This window comes from Bradyrhizobium sp. P2_E8 (genome assembly GCF_056403875.1).
This window is the reverse complement of sequence record NZ_JBFUES010000694.1, coordinates 1-4,220: the sequence shown is the minus strand read 5'-3', so window position 1 is coordinate 4,220 and position 4,220 is coordinate 1. Positions and strand designations below refer to the sequence as shown.

The window sequence follows — 4,220 nt, the reverse complement described above, 5'->3', positions numbered from 1 at the left end:
CGCCGTCGGCGCATGCGCAAGGCATCAAGCTCGCGGAAGAGCTGCTTCGCCGTCACTTGCAGGATCACGGCGACTGGCCGAAGAGCCTCGTGATCGATCTCTGGGGCTCGGCGACGATGCGCACCGCTGGCGAGGAATTCGCGATGGCGCTGCATCTGGCAGGGCTTGCACCGCGCTGGGATTACGCCTCCGGCCGCGTGACCGGCTATGACATCATCGCGCCGGCCGAGCTCGGCCGTCCCCGCATCGACGTCACGCTGCGGGTGTCGGGCCTGTTCCGCGATGTCTTCTCCGGGCTTGCGCAGTTGTTCGAGGCGGCGGCCGAGGCGCTCGCCGCGCGCGAGGAGGAGGGCGACGAGAATCCGTATCGCCACCGTGCGTCCCGCGTGTTCGCGCCGCGCCCCGGGCAATACGGCGTCGGTCTCTCGGCGATCCCCGATACCTTCACGCCTGAGACGCGCGATGCGGCCGGCGAAGCCTGGCTGTCGGCATCGTCGTGGGCATTCTCGGCCGACGGCGCGATCAAGCCTGATCGCGCCGGCATCGAACAGCGGCTCGCGTCGGCCGATGCTTTCGTTCATGTCCAGGACTTGCCGGAAACCGATCTTCTGCTCGCCGCCGACTATGCCGCGCATGAAGCCGGCGTTGCCGCGGCCGCCGCACATCTCGGCGCGATTGCGCCGTCGCTCTATCATCTCGACGCGACGCGTCCCGAGCAGCCGCATGCGCGCACGCTGACGGAGGAAATCTCGCGTGTGGTCCGCGCGCGCGCGGCCAATCCGGCCTGGATCGCCGGCATGATGCGCCATGGTTTTCGCGGCGCCGCCGAGATCACCGCGACACTCGAGCACATGGCCGCCTTCGCCCATCTGGCGGACGCCGTGCCGCCGCATCTGTTCGATCTCTATTACGATGCGACGCTCGGCAATGCCGATGTGCGCGCCTTCATGGCGAACGAAAATCCGGCGGCGCTCGCCGCGATGGAAACATGTTTCACCCGTCTGCATGAGGCCTCACTCTGGCGAACGCGTCGCAATTCGATCGCGGCGGCGTTGCGGGAGGCGTCATGAGCGCGGCCATGGTCAAGGGCTGGTGCCCCGGCGCGCTGCGGCCGATGCAATCGGGCGACGGCCTCGTGGTTCGCGTGCGCCCGTTCGGCGGCCGGCTCGATGCGGCGCAGATCTCCGGACTGGCACATCTGGCCGAACGCCATGGCAACGGCCTGATCGACGTCACCAGCCGCGCCAATCTCCAGATCAGAGGCGTCAGCGAAGGCAGCCACCGGCTGCTGCTCGACGGTCTTTCGCGACTGGCGCTGCTTGATCCCGACGCCGACACCGAATCCCGGCGCAACATTCTGGTGACGCCGTTCTGGCGCGCGGGCGACGAGACCCAGGCGCTCGCCGCCGAGCTCGAGGAGGCGCTCGAGAACAGCGCGCTCGCGCTTCCGACGAAATTCGGCTTTGCCGTCGATGACGGCACGTCGCGCGTGCTTGCCGGCGATTCCGCGGATGTGCGGATCGAGCGGGATCGCGCCGGCGGACTGCTGGTCCGGGCCAATGGCGCCAGCCTCGGCCGTTCCGTTGGACGCGGCGAGGCTGTGACCGCCGCGCTCGCGCTCGCAAATTGGTTCGTGACATCAGGCGGTGCCAGGGGCGGGCGAGGGCGGATGGCGACGCATCTTGCCGCTGGCGCGGCCCTGCCTGGCGCGTTGCGCGGCGAGGCCGAGCCGGTGCCGATCATGGCCGCGGCGCGCCCTGGCCTTTATCCGCAGGGCGCGATGGTCGGCGTCGCCTTCGGGCAAATGCCGCATGCGACGCTCAGCCAGTTCGCCGGCTGCGGCCATGCGCTGCGCATGACGCCGTGGCGGATGGTTCTGAGCGAAGGCAAGCGGACGATGCCGTCCACGGCCGGTCTCATCACCGAAGCCTACGATCCGGCGCTGCGCGTCATCGCCTGCAGCGGCGCGCCGCGCTGCCGCGAGGCGCATGCCGATACCCGCGCACTGGCGGCAGCGCTCGCGCCGAACATCGGTGCGGCCGCACGGCTTCACGTGTCCGGCTGCGCCAAGGGCTGCGCTCATTCCGGTGCGGCCGCGATTACGCTGGTCGCGACCGGCGCTGGCTTCGATCTCGTGCGCGGCGGGTCGACGCGCGATGAGCCCATCCTGCGCGGCTTGAACCGCGACGACATCGTCGGCAATCCCTCCATCCTGATGGGAGGGCATTGATGCCGCATGTCTACGAGACCGACGGCGCGGCGATCTACCGGCAATCCTTTGCGACCATCCGCGCCGAGGCCGATCTTGCGCGTTTCACGCCCGATGAGGAACAGGTCGTGGTGCGGATGATCCATGCCGCCGGCATGGTTGGCTTGGAAGCGCACATCCGCTTCACATCAGGCATGGCGACCGCCGCGCGTGCAGCGTTGCAGAAGGGGGCGCCGATCCTGTGCGATGCGCGCATGGTCTCCGAGGGAATTACGCGCGCGCGACTTCCCGCGGCCAATGCCGTCATCTGCACCCTCGGCGACGCCGCCRTTCCCGCGCTGGCGCAATCCATGCGCAACACGCGTTCGGCCGCGGCGCTTGAGCTGTGGCGGCCGCATCTGGGTGGCGCGATCGTCGCGATCGGCAACGCGCCGACCGCGCTGTTTCATCTCCTCAACATGCTGGAGGACCCGGGCTGCCCGCGGCCGGCGGCGATCATCGGCTGTCCCGTCGGCTTCGTCGGCGCGGCCGAATCCAAGGCCGCGCTGATGGCCGATCCGCCGGTCCCGGCGCTGACGGTCGAGGGCCGTCTCGGCGGTTCCGCGATTACCGTTGCGGCCGTGAACGCGCTGGCGAGCCGGAGCGAATAGAATGGGACGCATCATCTGCTGCGGTCTCGGCCCCGGTGATCCCGATATGATGAGCGTGCGCGCCGATCGCACCGTGCGCGGCGCACAGCACGTGGCCTATTTCCGCAAGAAGGGTCAGCCGGGCCAGGCGCGCCGCATTGTCGAGGGCATGCTCGCCGGCGGCGTCACCGAATATCCCATGGAATACCCGGTCACGACCGAGATCGCCTTCGACAGCGCCGAATATGTCCAGCTGCTTGCGGGCTTCTATGACGAATGGGCCGAGCGCCTGGCGCGGCTGGCGCGCGCGGTCGACGTGGTCGTGCTCTGCGAAGGCGATCCCTATTTCTACGGCTCCTTCATGCATCTGCATACGCGCTTGCAGGGACGCGTCGAGATCGAGGTGATCGCCGGCATTCCCGGCATGGTCGGCTGCTGGAATGCCGTGGGACAGCCGATCGCGCTCGGCGATGACGTGACGACGGTATTGATGGGCACGCTCGCGGAGGACGAGCTCGAGCGCCGCATGCGGGACTCCGATGCGCTCGTCATCATGAAGACCGGCCGCAATCTTGCAAAAGTGCGCCGCGCGCTCGCTTCCGCGGGCCGGCTCGACGATGCCTGGCTGGTCGAGCGCGGCACGATGCCGGGCGAGCGCGTCGCGCGGCTCGCCGAGATCGACGCCGCCGACTGCCCCTATTTCGCGATCGTGCTCGTCCACGGCAAGGGCCGGCATCTGGACGCCGCCGAATGACGGGCACGTTGACCATTGCGGGCCTCGGGCCGGGCAGTGACGCGCTGGTGACGCCCGAGGTCTCCGCCGCGCTGGCCTCCGCCACCGATATTCTGGGCTATGCGCCCTATGTCTCGCGCGTGCCGCCGCGACCGGGGCTCACGTTGCATCCATCCGACAACCGCGAAGAGCTCGCGCGCGCGAGCGAGGCGTTGCGTCTGGCCGCCGAAGGCGGGCAGGTCGTCGTCGTCTCCTCCGGTGATCCCGGCGTCTTCGCGATGGCGTCTGCCGTGTTCGAGGCGCTCGAACAGGCGCCGCAATATCGCGAACTCCCGATCCGCGTGCTGCCCGGCATCACTGCGATGCTGGCGGCGGCCGCGCGCGCCGGTGCGCCGCTCGGCCATGATTTCTGCGCGATCAATCTCTCCGACAATCTCAAGCCATGGGCGCTGATCGAGAAGCGTCTGCGGTTGGCGGCGGAAGCCGATTTTGCCATTGCGCTGTACAATCCGCGTTCGGCGAGCCGGCCGGAAGGATTTGGCCGCGCGCTCGCCGTGCTGAAGGACGCCGTCTGCGGCGAGCGGCTCGTGATCTTCGCGCGCGCGGTCAGCGCATCCGACGAGAAGATCGAGACCGTCACGCTCAATGC

5 protein-coding genes are annotated in these 4,220 nt (G+C 69.0%); all 5 read left to right on the top strand.

The features are described from left to right. A partial coding sequence (locus AC1D00_RS29705; RefSeq protein ID WP_477013121.1) for a cobaltochelatase subunit CobN occupies positions 1-1,070 on the top strand: 1,070 nt, incomplete at its 5' end. Next, complete coding sequence (cobG, locus tag AC1D00_RS29700; RefSeq protein ID WP_477013120.1) at positions 1,067-2,230, top strand: precorrin-3B synthase; 1,164 nt, start codon at positions 1,067-1,069, stop codon at positions 2,228-2,230. The genes AC1D00_RS29705 and cobG, both read left to right, overlap by 4 nt. Beyond that, positions 2,230-2,859, top strand: coding sequence for a precorrin-8X methylmutase (locus AC1D00_RS29695; protein ID WP_477013119.1), 630 nt, complete (start codon positions 2,230-2,232; stop codon positions 2,857-2,859). Before cobG ends, AC1D00_RS29695 begins: the two co-directional genes overlap by 1 nt. Before the next feature lies 1 nt (position 2,860). Beyond that, positions 2,861-3,592: a precorrin-2 C(20)-methyltransferase gene (locus AC1D00_RS29690; RefSeq protein WP_477013118.1), complete on the top strand. Its 732-nt coding sequence runs from the start codon at positions 2,861-2,863 to the stop codon at positions 3,590-3,592. Beyond that, positions 3,589-4,220 (top strand): precorrin-3B C(17)-methyltransferase (locus AC1D00_RS29685; RefSeq protein ID WP_477013117.1); only part of this gene is annotated, 632 nt, incomplete at its 3' end. The genes AC1D00_RS29690 and AC1D00_RS29685, both read left to right, overlap by 4 nt.

Excerpts from the sequence above, each read along its gene's own strand:
- cobG (WP_477013120.1), top strand. The coding sequence starts at position 1,067 with ATGAGCGCGGCCATGGTCAAGGGCTGGTGCCCCGGCGCGCTGCGGCCG.
- AC1D00_RS29690 (WP_477013118.1), top strand. The coding sequence starts at position 2,861 with ATGGGACGCATCATCTGCTGCGGTCTCGGCCCCGGTGATCCCGATATG.